The sequence below is a fragment of the Weissella cibaria KACC 11862 genome (assembly GCF_000193635.1).
GTDB classification, from domain to species: Bacteria; Bacillota; Bacilli; order Lactobacillales; family Lactobacillaceae; genus Weissella; species Weissella cibaria.
Genome location: NZ_AEKT01000028.1, coordinates 71,463 through 89,658 on the forward strand (window position 1 = coordinate 71,463; position 18,196 = coordinate 89,658).

The following is an 18,196-nucleotide window of genomic DNA, read 5'->3' on the forward strand; positions in this document are numbered from 1 at the left end:
TTAAGCAAAAGCACAAATAGTTCGTCGGAAAATGTTGGGGGATTAATCGTAACGTTGCCGTGGATTGGGTGCATTTTATCGATACAATGCAGAAGATGGCCAGAGTATGCATTTTGGTTGTACGTAACGGGGAAACACAGAGAAGTAGACTGGAAGTGAGGATAAAAGTCTATGGCGATAGAAAATACAACGTATAAAAAGAAGAAGAATAAGCAATGGTTGCGGTACGGCACAACCTCTTTAATTGTGGCGATGGGCTTAGGTGCTGGTGCAACCGGCCAAGCCATGGCAGCAGAAGATCCAACGACGACGGATATTGATCCAACATCAACGAAAACAGGCGAAGATGACAGTCAAAATACAGATTCAGATAATCGAGATGTTGACGGTGATGGCCTAGATGATGAAACGGGCCAACCAATACCAACCAATACCAACTAATCCAAGTGATCCAACGATGGTTAACGATAGTGGTACGACGTCAAGCCCAACTGAAGGTGAAGAGACAACCGCCGTGGCAGAAACGCCGGCTGACCCAATTGTTGTACCTGCTGAGGAGACGGCAACGGTTGAATCGTCAACTGACAATGTGGTTGAGACGCCAACGGAGACAGTTTCAACGACAGTGACGCCGACGACGGTGGTTGCAGAAGCGCCAGTTACAGAAGCTGAATCGGTTGCCGATAGTGACACTACGCTTACTCCATCGACAGTTTCAGAGGTGGCGGAATCAGCGACGTCAACACCTAGTACAGCGACGACAACAGCAATTAATGATGAGAATCAACCAGCCGAAACTGCAGAAGCAACAGTCGATTCTGTGTCAGATTCGGATGCGGTTCAAACTGATGAGGTACTACCAACTGAAACAGTTTCAAACCAAGATGAAAATACGGTGACGCCGACTGAATCGACAACGGGTGACGTGACTGATGAAACAACGGGGGATCAAGATGAAGCAACCAGCGTCGACGTTACGACTGAAGCGACGGATAGCGATGCTTCGTCGACCGATGCAGGGCAGGCAACTAGTGAAGCGTCTTCAGAGGCCACGTCAGTTGCCACAGGGTCATCTGAGACGGCCAGTGATCAAAATGCGACTGTATTAGGAGAAACGAACGCCCCAACGGCGACTGTTTTAGGTGATGAACCAGAAGCAACGACCACGGCGCCAGCGGGTGTGACCGTGTCAATTGACACGCCGATTACGGTGCCTAACAAGGAAAGTTTTACAGGCGCAGATTATGGCTTGAGTAGTACGGTCACAGTCACGTATGCCGACAAGTATTTGTGGATTAATTTACCAGCTGTTTATAATTTGAACAGTATTGATATGGATGCCCTGAAAGCCTATGCTGTGCGTAACAGAATGGTGATTTCATTCCTGCAAGCTGGTGAACAAGCGAAAGACACCACGACGGGATTAACTGAGGCGCAGCAAGCGACGTTTGACATGTTTAACAAAGATGCGTTCAATTTGCTACCTGCAACTGAAGTGATGAATGATAACGGTACGGTGATTGTCTATTGGCCCGATTCAACCGAGGCTAGTGCAACGTTTGATTCAGTTGATCACGATGACATTCGGGTGTGGGCTGAAACAAACGGCTTGGATTGGGCGGTTGCTTCTGAAGCATGGCGTCGTACGCAGGGACAGACTTTACCAGCCGGAGATTCAGTCGCAAATAGTTCAAACTTGCCAACATATTTCCAAAAAGATACGAATTTGTTGACGTTCTATTACTATGCAGGTGGTTTCACCGATACGACAGGAACGAAGTGGTTAGTTGGTGTGGCACGAAACGTTACTAGTGATCCGTGGAGCCAAAAGGTCGTTTCTGGAAGTACTGTGATGTTGACGAGTTATAACGATAGCGGGATTACGGGTCGTCAGTATGTTGCCAGCGGTGGCACGTTGATTGTTGGGGGAACAACATTTAAAAACAATATAACCAATGGTACTGGAGACTACGAGGTTACGAGTGGTCGAAGAGATGGGTCAACAACAAATACGAATTGGCGAATGACCGGTATCAATGTCTTTGCGAAAGCAGCGGATGCAAACTATTACTATGCCATTGATAACGGCGATGGGACATATACGCGTACGACAGATCGTATTCCGGAAAATCCAAGTGCAGGCGAAGGGGCAGATGCCAAGGTTAACCAATTAATTGGTGGAACTGGTGGCGGTTATGATGATGAATTTACCATCACATCAGATGTCCTACCTGGCTACCAACTGGTACCATCATTAACACAAGTATCATCGCAAAAAAGTACAACAACGAGTGGCAGTGGGACGACTACGAAGCAGACGGTTACGGGTGCGTTTACCAACATGAGTACGGATGTCTATACGATTGCTGATTCGCGTTCTAAGTCAGCCATTATGGACCCGAATAATCCATTCAATTTGGCACTGGTCCGGGCCTATGGATTTGACGTATCTGCAGTGCCAAAAGATGCAGTTATTCGTAAATTTACCAACCAAACTAATCCAGCTAATTACACGGTAATCATTTATTGGCCGGCGGTGGATGCCAATGGTAATGTCACGTCAATGACCCAAATTACGTGGAGTGGGAACACGAATGTCATCACATTTACGATGCAGACGGCCGGTGCAACGACCGTCTCACCTAATTTGGTGAATACGTACACCATTCCTGATAAACCGTTGACATTCTATTTGGCGACAAACGCGACAACTGGGGCAACAAGTGTTGTGGCAGCAACATCGCAGCCAACTACGAGTGGGATGTCGTACGCTAAAATCACCGGTGATTTGTACAAGACAAGTGATGGTAAGTACACATTGTCAGCTACAGACGCTTTTGGCAATGCGAACGCAGTTATTTCAACACCAGATTGGGCCGATGAAGATCGAAATGGTTCGATTGACGGCGGTAGTTTCTTAGGATTTGGTGGTACGGGACTTGGTAATTTGGGCGGTTATATTCAACCGTTGCTGCCTAGTGAATCAGGCGTTAAATTTTACTATGTCGCGGCGCCACAATTGGCCACAGTTGGTCTCCAAACTGCGGTGCAAAATGCCGATGGAACGTTCTCGTTAGCTAATTCAACAGCGATTGCCAATACGGCTGGTATCTCAAATTATAATAATGCGACTGCCGGTCAAACTAATTCAGCCCTACAAGGTGTGACCGGTGGACAGATTGGTGTGAAAACGACGGCATCGCCAAATAACGATTGGAGCAAAATAAATACAAACGTGCCAGGGTATACATACGTCGGATTTACCCTGAACGGTGGTGCTTTACAGTCGGCCAAGAAGACCGATGGTACTTATGCTTTGCCAAGTGAAAGTGCGGCAACAAAGTACAATGCCACGGCGGGTACATCAAAAAGCGGTACGGCATTGACCGATTCTGCTGCTGATGCGATTGTCCTGTACTATGTGAAGGACACGCAGCAGGCGCAAATTAAGTTTGTGATGGCGGATGGTACAACAGCGCCGGCTAATGTTAATCTGACAGGTAAAACAGGTGAATCATTATCAAGCGATATTGCAAGTAGTATTCCTGCTGGTTACCATATCGACACAACAAAAACGACGACTACCGGTTCGCCGGCAATGACACTTTCTGGTACAACTGTTTCGGGAACGTATGATACGACGAACAACAGTTTGAGTGCGACAGATAGCAGTTTGCAGACGATGACAATTACCTTAGTCGCGGACACACAAACGGTTAAGGTACGTTATATCGACGTCAACGGGTCAACCAAGGAAACGGGTTGGACAGCGGCCGATGGTACTGAAATCACGGATTGGGTGCAAACCGTTAACGGTGCGACAGGTAAGACCTATACAAATGCGCTCGGGTCTGTTTCACAAAGTGGATATGTCATTGTGGCGCAAGATGCCGGAGCAACGGCAGGAACATTTGATAATGATACAGCCACGGATCAAACTTACTATGTTTACTTGAAGCACAACACCGTAGATGTAGAAGGTGGTAAGGAAGGCAATGCGCGCTGGACGGTTAGGTCAACAGTGCGTTATCGCTTTGAGGATGGTACCAATGCCGCGAGCGCTAATGTACGCACGACGGAATTCTTGGCCACTGTTACGTATGATGCCGTAACCGGTGAGGAACTGGCGGTTACGTGGGAGACGGAGACGTACACGTTTGATGACGTAGAGTCACCGGTTATTCAGGGGTATATTGCGGACAAACTAGAGGCCGGGGCGGCAACCGTCACCTACACATCCGCAGGAATTGCGGCAATTGTGACGTATAAGGCATTGGGAGCTTGGACGCCAAGCTTCCCAGATACGACACCAGATAATCCACCATCAGATATTACGTATCCCAATGATCCTAACGATCCAACGCAACCTGATCGGTCAAATCCATCGGTGCCGGTTGTACCATATGTGCCAGGTTATACACCAGAAGGACCAAATGGACCACTGACGCCAGTCAATCCAAATGACCCAAGCGGTGGTTATTTGCCACCAGATGTGCCAACAGATCCGACGGCTGATACAACCATTGTTTATCATGCCAACGAACAGACGGTGACAGTTAACTATATTTATGTCGCTGACGACGGAACTCGTACAACGGTTAAGTCAGAATCGTTCACGGGTAAATCGAATGCAGCTTATACGCATGAATTGTGGGATTACGAAAATAATCCAGACCAATCATATGTGCTGGTGTCTAAGGATGCGGGTGCTGAAAGTGGTGTATTTGATGCTGACGATGACGAGACGCAAGTCTTTAATGTTATTTTGGCAATTGGAACTGAATCTGTCCCAGGTGGTAAGGACGATGATCCAAACCAAAGCGATTATACGAAGACAGTGACGCGCACGATTCATTACGTCGACCAAGCTGGTAACCAGATGGTCGATGCAAACGGAGATCCTGTGCCAGATCGCATTATGAGGCATACGTTCACTGCGACAGTGACCTATAAGGTTGACTCAAATGTACCGGTTTCGGTTGAATGGCCAAATGATGCGGCCACATTTGCAACGGTTAAGAGTCCGGTCATTACAGGGTATGTAGCAGATGTGACGCAAGTCGATGCGGATAATATTGACCACACTGATACAGACACGACGTATACGGTGACATACAAGCCAATGGGAAGCTGGACGCCAAGTTTCCCACCGAATACTGAAAATGTGCCGAGTGATCCAATTCAATATCCAAACGATCCGAATAATCCAACGGACAATGAAACGCCACACGATCCGGCTGAACCAGATGATCCAGTGATTCCATATGTACCAGGTTATACGCCGGCAGGACCAGATGGTACGCCACTAAAGCCGGTTGATCCAGAAAATCCATCAGCTGGTTATATTCCACCAGCACCGACAGATCCAACTGGCGATACGACGATTAATTACACGCGGAATACACAACAAATTATTGTTCGGTATATCGATGACACAACCAACTTGGAAGTGCCTGATTTACGGCAAACATTCTCAGGAGAGACTGACCAGGCGTATACAAACACACTCGCTGATTATGCAGCCCTTGGTTATACATTTGTTTCCGCCGATGCTGGGGCGTCCGCCGGAACGTATGATCGTGATGATTCAAAGACCCAGGTTTACTTGGTTCACTTGACACACGGTACGGTGGTTGTTGATGGGGGTCGTGAGAACGATCCGAACCACGATAGTTATACATCAACGGTGACTTCAACAGTGCATTACGTTTATGAAACAGATCAAACCGAAGCTAAGCCTGATAGCGTACAGGAAAAGAATTTTACGGCCTCGGTTACCTATGACGCAGTCACTGGTGAAGTGCTGTCCATTGTATGGCCAGCTGAGTCGCAAAACTTTGACGATGTGCAAACGCCAGTGATTGATGGTTATTTTGCTAGTGAAGGTTCAGTTGCTGGTGACGCTGTGGACTATAACGATGCCAACCGTGAAGAAACTGTTACCTACACGAAGCTGGGTTCTTGGATTCCACATGTTCCTGATTTACCTGAAGAGGAGCAGTTGAAGACGCGTGTCTATCCAAATGACCCAAATGACGCGTCAAAGGTTTGGACGCGTGATGATCCAAACTATGTTGAAGTGCCGGTACCATATATCCCAGGGTATACACCAACGACTGACGGTAGCAGCATTCCATTGGAGCAAATTGATCCAAATGATGTGACGAAGGGTTACTACCCACCAACGGTGCCGGATAACGCAGCTGCAGACACGCCGATTTATTACGTGGCGCATCCCCAAACGCTGGTGGTTGTGTACGTCGATATTTCAACAGGCGCTGAAGTCGAAGTGACTGAACTCCAACAAACGTTAACCGGTACAACGAACGCGGCCTATACAAATACCTTGTCAGATTATGCTGCGCGAGGTTACGTTTTAGTTAAGCAAGATGCAACAGCAACTGAAGGGAAGTATGATAACGCGGATAACGTGACGCAATTTGCCAAGGTTTACCTGGACCACGGGACGGTTGTCGTAACGCCGGACAACCCAGGTGACCCCGGTAGCCCAATGTATCCAGATGTGCCAGATACGCCCACTTGGCCAGTAGGGACGGATATTGATGGCGTTAAGCAAACGGTTAATGGCGTTATTAGTTATCAGTATGCTAATGGGGATGAAGTCTTTCCAGATGTCACACGTACAGTGACGTTCGAACGGTCAATTACACTGGATGCGGTAACTGGCGAGCAAATTTCAACGACGGACTGGGTGGTGACGGCTGGTGATGATGACTGGCCAGAGACGCCGAGTCCAGTGAAGGAAGGTTACTATGCTGATATCTCAGATATTTTGGCGGTAACGATTGCACCAGGCGATTTTGATCGTAGTTACATGGTGACGTACTACCCAATGGGACAGTACGTACCGGTATTCCCTGAAGGTACTGAAAATGTGCCAAGTGATCCAATTACGTACCCAAATGACCCAGATAATCCGGGTAATCCTTTGGAACCAGGTCAAGGAACGCCAGATACGCCAGGTGACACAGATAATCCAACGGTGCCATATGTGCCTGGCTTTACGCCACAAGGTCCAGATGGCACGCCTTTGGAGCCAGTTGACCCAGACAATCCAAGTGCGGGTTACTGGCCACCGAAAACGCCAACCGATAATCCGGGTGGCGACACGACGATTACCTACACAGCGAATGAGCAAAAGGCGACCGTGACGTTCATTGACGATACGACGGGTGATACGCTGCAAGTTGTTGATTTGACGGGTAAGTCGGACAAAACGGATGCCTATCGTACAGCAACTGACATTGCGACGTACGAACGTGCCGGATATGTCCTTGTGAGTGATGATTATCCAATGGATGGTGTGGTTTATGACCGTGTTGATGATGAAGACCAACCGTTCACAGTGCACTTGAAGCAAGTCACGATTACGGTTGAGCCGAATGATCCAAAGGACTCGGGAACAGATATCTTTACGCCAGGTGACCCAGTTGATCCGAATGACCCAAGCAGTCCAACATATCCAGAAAGCCCATACACGCCAGGTGACCCCGTTTATCCGGATCAGCCAGATGGACCGACGGTACCTGATACACCAGGCGACCCAGGGACACCGGTTGATCCAGATAATCCAAGTGGTCCGACATGGCCAGCAACGCCAACGTACCCAAGTGGTGTCACCAAGGATGATTTGAACCAGACAGTTACGCGTACGATTACGTACACGTATGCAAGTAATGGCGAAAAGGCATCTGAAACGGTTACTGAAACGTTGACGTACAGTCGTACAGCGACAGTTAATGCGGTGACTGGGGCGGTGACGTATGGTAATTGGCAGACGACTGATTCAACCCTTGATAAGGTTGATTCGCCGTTGATTTCGGGTTACGTGGCTAGTCAACTACTGGTTGACGAAGAGACAAACGTTGACGCGATGGCCGACGATAAAACTGTTGCAATCACGTATACCAAGCTTGGTCAATGGGTGCCATCATTCCCACCATCAGCCGATGATGAGAATGTGCCGAGTGATCCAATTGATTATCCAAACAACCCAAGTGACCCAACGGCGCCGCTAGAGCCGGGTGAGGACAATCCAAACGATCCAGGTACGCCGGCCAACCCAACGTTGCCATATGTGCCAGGTTATACACCGGAAGGACCAGATGGGACGCCGTTGACGCCGGTTGATCCAGATAATCCAAGTGCGGGTTACTGGCCACCAGAGACACCAGCGGATAAGCCGGGTGATAACACGGTTATTCACTATGTTGCCAACGATCAAGCAGCTCGGATTACGTATATTGATGATGACACAGGCCTTGAATTGGCAGTTGATACGATTGCTGGTGAATCAAGCGATACATCAACGTATACAACAGCTGACCGCATTAAGTCTTACGAAGCACAAGGATACACGTTGGTTTCAAATGACTTCCCAGAGGATGAGTTCCAATTCGATCGTGATGACGCAACGGAACAAAAGTTCGAGGTGCATTTGAAGCGCACGGTTTTGGTGATTACACCAGATGACCCACGCACGCCAAATGACCCAATCTTTACGCCAGGTGAGCCGGTGGACCCAAGTGATCCATCAAGCCCAACGTATCCAGCCGAACCAGGTACGCCAGGTGAGCCAATTGATCCGGCAAACCCAAGTGGCCCAACTTGGCCGGAGACACCAACATACCCAGCGGGATTGACGGCTGAAGATTTGAATCAAACGGTTAACTTGACGGTTAACTATGTTTACGAAGATGGTACGACGGTTGCTCACGACCCACACAGGGATGCGGTGCACTTTACGCGCACGGCAACGCTAGACACAGTGACGGGTGAGGTGACGTATTCAGATTGGGTAGCGGTTGATGATGACGATTTGTTGGATACCTATAAGTCGCCAGTTGTTGATGGTTACTATGCTGACAAGGCATACAGTACCGCGGTGACAGTTGCAGCGACAGACGATGATGTGACTGAGACTGTGACGTACAAGAAGCTGGGACAATGGGTGCCATCATTCCCAGCCACGACGCCAAGTGCACCGACGGATCCAATTGATTATCCAAATGATCCAAGTGATCCAACGGTACCAACGGATCCGGCTGAGAATCCAAGCGAACCAGGTACGCCAGAGAACCCAACGTTACCTTACGTGCCAGGTTACACGCCAGAAGGGCCAGATGGTGAGCCGTTAACACCGGCTGATCCAAGCAACCCATCGTCAGGCTACTTGCCACCAAACCCAACTAATCCGGGTGACGATACGGTGATTACCTACGTACCAGCTGATCAAGTTGGTTCGGTAACGTATGTTGATCAGACAACAGGTGAAACGCTAGTGGTTGATTCACTGGCTGGTAAGTCAGATGAGCCGGGCACGTACGTAACTGCCGACCGCATTAAGCAATATGAGGCGATGGGATATGTTCTGGTATCGGATGACTATCCAACTGACTTTATGTTCGACAGTGATACGGCCAAGTCACAAGACTTCACGGTCACGTTAAAGCAAGCAACGGTGGTTGTGACGCCGGATGATCCAAAGAATCCTAGTGACCCAATCTTTACGCCGGGTGATCCGGTGGACCCAAGTGATCCATCAAGCCCAACGTATCCTGAGGAACCTGGTACGCCAGGTGATCCGATTGATCCAAATAATCCAAGCGGACCAACGTGGCCAGCGACGCCAACGTATCCAGCTGGGGTGACGGCACAAGATTTGAACAAGACGGTCACACGGACAGTGACGTATGTTTATGAGGATGGTTCTGAAGCTGAGACAACAGTGACGGACAATGTTGTCTTTGAACGGACGGCCACGGTTAACGCCGTGACGGGAGCGGTCACATATGGCGAGTGGACGGCAGTTGGCGATGACGTCGATTGGCAGCAAGTTGATTCGCCAATGATTGTCGGCTACATGGCAGACAAGGCGTCGGTTGAATTTGTGGACGTCAATGGTGCGACTGAGCCAACATCAGTGGTTGTAACGTATACAGCGGTTGGTCAATGGGTGCCACATTTCCCACCGGGAACCGAGAATGTCCCAAGTGACCCAATCAACTATCCAAACAACCCGGATGACCCAACGAATCCAGCGGATCCTGGTCCGGATAATCCGGCCGATCCTGGCACGACCGACAATCCAACCTTGCCATACGTGCCTGGCTTTACGCCACAAGGACCGGATGGTCAGCCGTTGGAGCCAGTTAACCCAAGCAATCCAAGCGAAGGATACTGGCCACCGGTTATTCCGGATGATCCTAAGCAGAGCCAAGATATTACCTATACAGCTAATGAACAAACTGCGCGAATTGTCTTCATTGATGATACAACCGGCACGACATTGGCAACTGATGATATCGATGGTGTCTCGGATGAGAAGTCGACGTATACGACGGCGGACCGTTTGGCTGCTTACTACGCCCAAGGTTACACGTTGGTCAGTGATGACTATCCAGCCGACTTTGCGTTTGACCGTGTCGATGGCAACGTTGAAACGTTCGAGGTTCACTTGAAGCACGCTGCGATTACCGTGACGCCAGATGATCCAAAGAACCCATCAACGCCAATTTACACACCGGGTGACCCGGTTGATCCAAGTGACCCAGAGAGTCCAACGTATCCAGCGGAACCAGGTACGCCTGGAGACCCAATTGATCCGGATAATCCAAGTGGGCCAACTTGGCCAGCGGTGCCAACGTACCCAGATGGCGTGACGACGACCGACTTGAACGAGACAGTTAACCGCACGATTACGTATGTTGACGACAAGGGCGAAACGGTCTTTGCAGAGGCAACGGACAAGGTTAGCTTCACACGCACGGCGACAGTTGATGCGGTGACGGGTGAAGTCACTTACGGTGCGTGGGTTGCAACTGGTGGTGACACAACGTTTGACGCAGTGAACTCACCAGTTAAGACTGGTTACTATGCTGATAAGGAAGTTGTTGCTGAAACCACTGGTTTGACGGCAACAACGGGGGATGAAAACGTCCAAGTTGTCTACAAGCCAATGGGACAATGGGTACCATCATTCCCAGCCGGCACTGAAAACGTGCCATCTGATCCAACGACGTATCCAAATGACCCAGCTCATGCTGATACGCCACTTGAACCAGGTGATTCAAATACGAATGTACCAGGAACGCCAGATAATCCAACAATGCCATATGTACCAGGCTTTACGCCACAAGGTCCAGATGGCACGCCACTTGAACCGGTAACACCAGGTTCGCCGGAAGGTGGTTATTGGCCACCAGCAACACCAACCGATAACCCAGGTGGTGATACGGTTGTGACTTATGTTGCGGATGAACAAAAGGCAACGATTACGTACCACGATGTGACGACTGATACTGATTTGTCGGTTGATACGATTGCTGGTCATTCTGATGAAACAAGTTCATACACCACTGCACAACGTATTGCGATGTATGAGCAACAAGGTTACCGTTTGGTCGCTGATGGTTATCCAGGTACGAAATTCACGTTCGATCGTGATACGGCAACTGATCAAGCGTACATCGTACAACTTGAGCGTATTACGCAAACGATTACGCCAGATGATCCAAAGACGCCAAGCTCACCAATCTTTACGCCGGGTGATCCGGTGGACCCAAGTGATCCATCAAGCCCTACGTATCCTGAACAACCTGGTACGCCAGGTGAACCAATTGATCCAGATAATCCAAGTGGCCCAACTTGGCCAGCCACGCCGACTTATCCAGCCGGTTTGACGCATGATGATTTGAATCAAACGGTTACGCGTGAAGTCACTTATGTATACGACCGTGATGGTTCAGAAGCTGCGACAACAGCAACGGAAACGTTGACGTTTACGCGTACGGCGACGCTTGATACGGTTAGTGGCGAGATTACGTATGGTGAATGGATTGCGGCTGATAGTGATACCACCTTTGATGAGGTGACATCACCAACGATTGCTGGATACACGGCAAACCGCGCGTCAGTTGCGGAAGCGACCGGCGTTGCGGCAACAGATGCAGATACGTCGATTGAAGTGCGTTACGTTGCGAATGAGCAACATGCAACAATTACGTATATTGATGACAATACGCAACAAACGATTGTCATGGATGACATTACCGGCCAATCTGATGGCACGACGACATACACGACGGCTGATCGGATTGCAGCTTTGCAAGCGCAAGGTTACAGTCTCGTGAATGATGGTTGGCCAGCTGACTTCGTGTTCGACACGGATGATGATACGACGCAAGCCTTCGAAGTTCATTTGAAGCACGCGACGATTACGGTTGACCCAGATGATCCGAAGACACCAAGTTCACCGGTTTACACACCAGGTGACCCAGTTGATCCGGATGATCCAGATGGTCCAACATATCCTGCTGAACCTGGTACGCCAGGCGAGCCAATCGATCCAAATAACCCAAGTGGCCCAACTTGGCCAGCGACACCAACGTATCCTGATGGTTTGAAGACGACTGATTTGAATGAGACGGTTGATCGGACGATTACGTATGTTTACGAGGATGGAAGTGAAGCTGCGAAGACGGTGACGGATAACGTCCAGTTCACGCGTACGGCTGAGTATGACGTAGTGACGGGAACTGTGACCTATGGTGATTGGGTTGCGACGAATGGTGATACAACCTTTGATGCGGTTGAATCGCCGGTGATTACTGGCTATTATGCAGATTTGACCCAAGTTGATGAAACGGCAGGTTTGACAGCTGATAGTGGGGATGAAAACGTTAAGGTCACGTATAAGCAAATGGGACAATGGGTACCGTCGTTCCCAGCGAATACACCAAGTGTGCCAACGGATCCAATTACGTATCCAAACAATCCGGATGATCCAACGCAACCGCTTGAACCGGGTGCGCCAGATTATCCAGTCATCCCATACGTACCAGGCTTTACGCCAGCAGGACCGGATGGTCCATTGCAACCAGTTGATCCGACTGATCCAAGCAAGGGTTATGTGCCACCGGCAACACCGACGGACAATCCAGGTGAAGACACGACAATTAATTACGTTGCCAATGAGCAAATAGCTACGATTACGTTTATCGATGATACGACGAAGACGGACTTGACAGTTGACACGATTACGGGTGTATCTGATGCAACGTCAACGTATACCACGGCTGAGCGCATTCAAGCTTACTTGGCCCAAGGTTACACGCTCGTTTCTGATGGTTATCCAACTGACTTCACGTTTGACCGTGATGACAGTCAGACGCAAGCGTATGAAGTGCACTTGAAGCACGCAACGATTACGATTACGCCAAGTGATCCGAAGACGCCGAGTCAGCCGATTTACAACCCAGGTGATCCGGTCGATCCGAGTGACCCAGATAGCCCAACGTACCCAGAAGAACCAGGCAATCCAGGTGACCCACTCGACCCAGATAACCCAAGCGGTCCAACTTGGCCAGCGACGCCAACGTACCCAGCTGGTTTGACTGAAACTGATTTGAATGAATCAGTCACGCAAACCATCACGTACGTGTACGCCGACGGTCAAGAGGCAAGTAATCCAAAGACGGACACGGTAACGTTTAGCCGTACGGCGACGCTTGATCCGGTCACGGGAGCGGTAACGTATGGTGAGTGGATTGCAGCAAATAGTGATACCACGTTTGATGCGGTTGTTTCACCAGTGATTACTGGCTATGTTGCGGATAAGCAGACGTTGGCTGAGGTAACGGGCATTAAGGCGACTGATGCTGATACGGATCCAGTTGTCATTTACACGGCGATGGGACAATGGGTACCATCATATCCAGCTGGTACGACTGATGTACCAACGGATCCGATGACGTATCCAAATGACCCAGCTGATCCAACGCAACCAGCTGATCTAACGGCGCCAAATTATCCGGTCATTCCGGATGTACCAGGTTTCACGCCACAAGGCCCAGATGGTCCATTGCAACCGGTTGATCCAAGTGACCCAAGTAAGGGCTACGTGCCACCAGCAACGCCGACTGATCCGACCCAAGATACGACGATTACGTATGTGGCGAATGAGCAGCAAGCAACGATTGCCTACATTGACAAGACAACTGGTAAGCAATTGGCACTGGATCCGATTACGGGTCACTCTGATGAGTCATCAACCTACACGACGGCTGATAAGATTGCCGCGTACGAGGCAGCCGGTTATGTCTTGGTTTCCGATGGTTATCCAGGTGCCAACTTCACCTTCGATCGTGAAGATGATTATGACCAAACGTATGAGGTCATTTTGGAACACGCTGTCATCACAGTTGATCCAAATGATCCAAAGACGCCAAGTTCACCAATCTTCACGCCGGGTGGTCCAGTTGATCCGGATGATCCAACGAGCCCAACTTATCCAGTTAACCCTGGTGAGACACCAACGCCAACGTACCCAGCCGGTGTGGAAACAGCTGATTTGAATGAGTCTGTGACCCAAACCATCACGTACACGTATGCGGACGGTACAACGGCAGCGGATGATGCAACAGATACGGTAACGTTCAGTCGTACTGCGACAGTTGATGCGGTAACGGGCGAGGTGACGTACGGTGATTGGATTGCAAGCAATGGTGATACGACCTTTGACGCGGTGACGTCACCAGTGATTACCGGGTATGTTGCGGATAAGCAGACGATTGCTGAAGTGACGGGGATTGCCGCTAAGGATGCGGACACAACAATTACGGTTGTGTACAACCAGATGGGCCAATGGGTACCATCGTTCCCATCGGGCACGACCGATGTACCAAGTGATCCGATGACGTATCCAAACGATCCAAATGATCCAACGGAGCCTCTGGCACCTGGACCGGAAAATGAAAATGATCCAGGTGACCCAGCTAATCCAACCTTGCCGTTCGTGCCAGGCTTTACGCCACAAGGACCAGATGGCCCATTGCAACCAGTTGATCCAGCTAACCCAAGTTCAGGTTACTGGCCACCAACTTTGCCAAGTGACCCAACGACTGACACGACAATCACCTACACGGCGGATGAACAAGCAGCCACAATTACGTATGTTGATGCGGTGACAAATGAGATATTAGGTGTCGACCACATTAAGGGGGGCTCGGATGAATCGCATGCCTACACAACGGCTAACCGATTGGCAGCTTACCTGGCGAGCGGTTATGAGTTGGTTTCAGATGGCTACCCAACGAACTTCACATTTGATCGTGATACGGCGGTCACGCAAGCTTATACGGTAACCTTAACGCACGGTTCGCAAACGATTAACCCCAACGATCCAAAGACGCCAGGCACGCCAATTAATCCGGATAACCCTGATGGAACAAAGTATCCAGACGGTTTGAAGTCAACTGATTTGAATGAGTCAGTGACGCGGACGATTACGTATGTGGATCAAGCTGGCAAGGCGATGGCGACAGCGGTTAAGGAAACCATTCACTTTACGCGCACGGCGACCCTTGATACGGTAACCGGTGCATACACGTATAGTGCGTGGGAGCCAACGACGGTAACGTCAATGGATGCCGTTGATTCGCCGGTAATTGCTGGTTATGTGGCTGATCGCCAAACGGTCGCTGCTTTGAGTGATTTGACGGCAACGTCAGCGGATATGTCAGAAAAGGTCGTGTACGCACCAATTGGTCAGTACGTACCAGCATTCCCAAGTGGTGTAACGGATGTGCCAAGCACGCCAATTGATTATCCAAATAACCCCGATGATCCAACCACAACGGATACGCCGGGTGAGGATAATCCAGCCACACCGGGAACACCTGATAATCCAACGATGCCGTATGTACCCGGCTTTACGCCGCAAGGTCCAGATGGTCCGTTGCAACCAGTGGATCCAAACAACCCAAGTGCAGGTTACTGGCCACCAGCGCCAAGCGAGACGCCAACTGAAGACACGACGATTACCTACACGGCCAATAAGCAAACGGCGACGATTACGTATATTGATGATGAAACTGGTCGCATTTTGGCGGTTGATACGATTATGGGTGGTTCGGCGGAAACGAGTTCGTACTCACCTTATAACCGCATTATGGTTTACAAGTTGGCTGGTATGATGTTAGTAAGCAATGGGTACCCAAGTCACTTTACGTTTGATCGTGATGAGTCAGTTGATCAGGCCTTTGAAGTTCATTTCGAAGGCGCGACAATCACGGTTACACCAGATGATCCAAAGGTACCAGGTGAGCCAATTTACCAACCAGGTGATTTGATTGATCCGAACGATCCTGATTCGCCAACGTTCCCAGATCCACTTGGTGAGCCGGGTACGCCGGTCGATCCGGATGATCCCGATTCACCAACTTGGCCACAGCCGCCAGTTTGGCCAGATGGCGTAACGGCAGCAGATTTGCGTGAAGAAGTGAACCAAACGATTACGTATATTTATGAAAAGGATGGTTCAACAGCGGCTAAGACGGTTACTGATCAGGTTGTCTTCACACGGACGATTACGATTAACGTCATCGCTGCACAGCAGAGTGCGCAACCACAAGCCCGTCTGGCACGTGCTGCCACGGCGAGTCCGATTGTTTACTCTGATTGGCAGGCAGTGAACGGCGATGATAAGTTTGATGCGAAGACCTCGCCAGTTATTCCAGGCTATATCGCTGACCGATTGGTGGTCGAAGAAGTAGCTGATATGGATGAAACCAGTGAAGATGACATCCAGCAAGTTGTTTATCGTCAACTTGGTTCTTGGGTACCAAGTGTGCCACAAGTACCGGGGGTTAAGACACCGGCTGATGTGACGTATCCAAATGATCCGGATGACCCAACGAAGACGGCTGATCCAAATTCACCAGGTTATCCAGTCATCCCATATGTACCAGGCTTTACGCCACAAGGTCCAGATGGGACGCCACTACAGCCAGTTGACCCAAAGGATCCAAGCCAGGGTTACTGGCCACCGACTGTGCCAAATGATCCAACGACTGATACAACGATTGTTTATCGGGTTGACCAGCAACGTGCAACGGTTAACTTCATCGATCAAAATACGAAGCAGGTGCTACACGTCGAACAATTGACCGGTGATAGTTATAGCAAGTCGACTTATACGACGACTAATCAAATTGCGGGTTATCTGGCACAAGGGTATGTCCTAGTACGGGATGGTTATCCAGCAGGCGGTATGACATTTGATGCCGATTCCGCCCATAACCAAACCTTTGTGGTAACGCTAGCTCACGGTACGACAACGGTTGATCCAAATCACCCTGGCGTACCAGGCACGCCAATCGATCCGAATAATCCGACCGGTCCAAAGTGGCCGGCAGGTACGGATAAGGCCAACTTGACTGATGAAGTGGAGCGAATTGTACGTTACTTGAATGATGCTGGGCAGACTGTTGCAGAAGCGCAAACGCAAACTGTTACGTTTACACGAACGGCAACAGTTGACCTGGTGACCGGACAAGTCACGTATGGTCCATGGCAATCGATTCAGTCAGCTGAGATGGCAGCCATTACGTCACCACGTCTAGCGGGTTACATTGTCGATCGCCCAACGGTTGCATCAGCAACGGTTCAAGCTGGTCAAGGTGACTGGGTCGAGACGGTTCGTTATCACGCGGTTGGCTCATATGTACCACAGGTGCCAGGAGGCGTACCGGTTGATTATGTCACGAATCCAAATGACCCAAGCGGTATTCTCACACCAGGTGAACCTGGTAGTCCGGTTTTGCCACACGTACCAGGTTATGTCCCAGTTGGTCCGGATGGTAAGCCATTACAACCGGTAGATCCAAATGATCCGCGTCAGGGTTATTGGCCACCTGCGGTTGCAGACCCAACTCAAGATACGCCAATTACGTATGTTCAGATTGTGACTGACCAGGTAACGCCAGATGATGCGACACCAGCGCCAAGCGATTCAGCAGTTGCTGTCGATCATCAAGCACCAGTTAGTGACGATGTTGTGCTAGATAGCGATGTAGTTTTGCCAACTGCTGAAGTTAGCGCAGCCAGTCAATTGACAAAGAGTGGTGGATCATTAGCCTACACAGCGTCGTCGGCTGCAACGACTGAACCGACAGATGTGGCGAATGAAACGCCAACCAAGCATTCAGGTGTTTTGCCTTATACAGGTCAGGATGACCAAGAAGGGGCCAAAGCAACCGGATTGGCTATGTTGTTTGGTTTGTTCCTCGGTTTGTTCAAGCGTCGTAAGCGCAAGGATGAATCAGATGAGACGACGAAGCATCATGAAGATCGTTAGTTAAGATAAATAGACGAGGCTGGGACAGAAGTCTCTGTC

At 49.7% G+C, this 18,196-nt stretch carries 2 protein-coding genes; both read left to right on the forward strand.

Annotated features, from left to right (window positions below):
* Positions 1-171 precede the first annotated feature (171 nt).
* Complete coding sequence (locus ESE_RS0106030) at positions 172-441, forward strand: hypothetical protein (protein ID WP_010372794.1); 270 nt, start codon at positions 172-174, stop codon at positions 439-441.
* Complete coding sequence (locus ESE_RS0106035) at positions 401-18,157, forward strand: mucin-binding protein (RefSeq protein ID WP_094241480.1); 17,757 nt, start codon at positions 401-403, stop codon at positions 18,155-18,157. Before ESE_RS0106030 ends, ESE_RS0106035 begins: the two co-directional genes overlap by 41 nt.
* Positions 18,158-18,196: the final 39 nt, after the last annotated feature.

Coding starts and splice junctions, on each gene's coding strand:
- ESE_RS0106030 (WP_010372794.1), top strand. CDS start 172: ATGGCGATAGAAAATACAACGTATAAAAAGAAGAAGAATAAGCAATGG.
- ESE_RS0106035 (WP_094241480.1), top strand. CDS start 401: ATGATGAAACGGGCCAACCAATACCAACCAATACCAACTAATCCAAGT.